General features: G+C 63.4%; 1 pseudogene. It reads left to right on the top strand.

Features of this window, described 5'->3' with window-relative positions:
- Nucleotides 1-476 precede the first annotated feature (476 nt).
- A pseudogene (locus BLS42_RS20430) lies at nucleotides 477-829 on the top strand (hypothetical protein); the annotation flags it as partial.

The following is an 829-nucleotide window of genomic DNA, read 5'->3' as shown; positions in this document are numbered from 1 at the left end:
CCCCGCACTGGCCGTCGCGACGATCCCGCCCTCCGGCGACATCAGCACCGCCTTCGCGCTCTGCGACCCGAGGTCACAGCCAATTACATATCCCAATGAAATACTCCTTTGTATCCCAGCGGCCGTCCCCCGAAGCCCTCACCGCCTGCGTAAGTCGTCAGACGTCTAATAACTACGATACGGGCAGTGTTCCGTGCCCGTCAACTCAGCGAACCGGCCACCCGGTTCAGGCTCCTTGGCGCAAGCCGCATGGTTCCTGAACAGCCCCACACGCCCCAGCGGCTGCGGCGTTGTGAGTCTCGCCACCGACGGGCCCTCTTGAGGGTTGCCGTTAGCCGGTGACGGGTTGCTCGCCTAGAATTGGGGGAGATGTACGGACTTCGAAGCGCTTGATTTCGGGTTGCGTAGGAAACGAAACACGGAACAGAGCGGCTGCGATTGCGCCAGTGGTCAGCTCGCAACAGGAGGATTCCAGCATGGCTGAGCACAATGATGGCAACCGCGGCGGCAAGTCCCACGACAACTCTGGTGGACGCAGTTCCGGTGGTGCCCCTTTCCGGGGCACCAGCAACTCCGGTGGTGATCCTCGCGGGTTCCGCTCCAGGGAAGACCGTGACCGCAAGCCGTACGGCGATCGTGCTCCGCGTGAGGGCGGGGATCAGCGCGGCTTCGGCAACAGCGAACGTAAGCCGTATGCCGGCGGTGAGCGTAAGCCATATAGCGGCGGTGAGCGTAAGCCGTATGGTGATCGTGCTCCGCGTGAAGGTGGCGGTCAGCGCAGCTTCGGTGGCGATAGCCGCCCGTCCTATGGCGACCGTAAGCCGTATGC

Origin of the sequence: Arthrobacter sp. ov407, from assembly GCF_900102895.1 — a bacterium.
In the GTDB taxonomy this organism is placed as follows: Bacteria; Actinomycetota; Actinomycetes; order Actinomycetales; family Micrococcaceae; genus Arthrobacter.
Note: the sequence above shows the minus strand (reverse complement) of the source record. Positions and strands in the feature narration are given on the sequence as shown.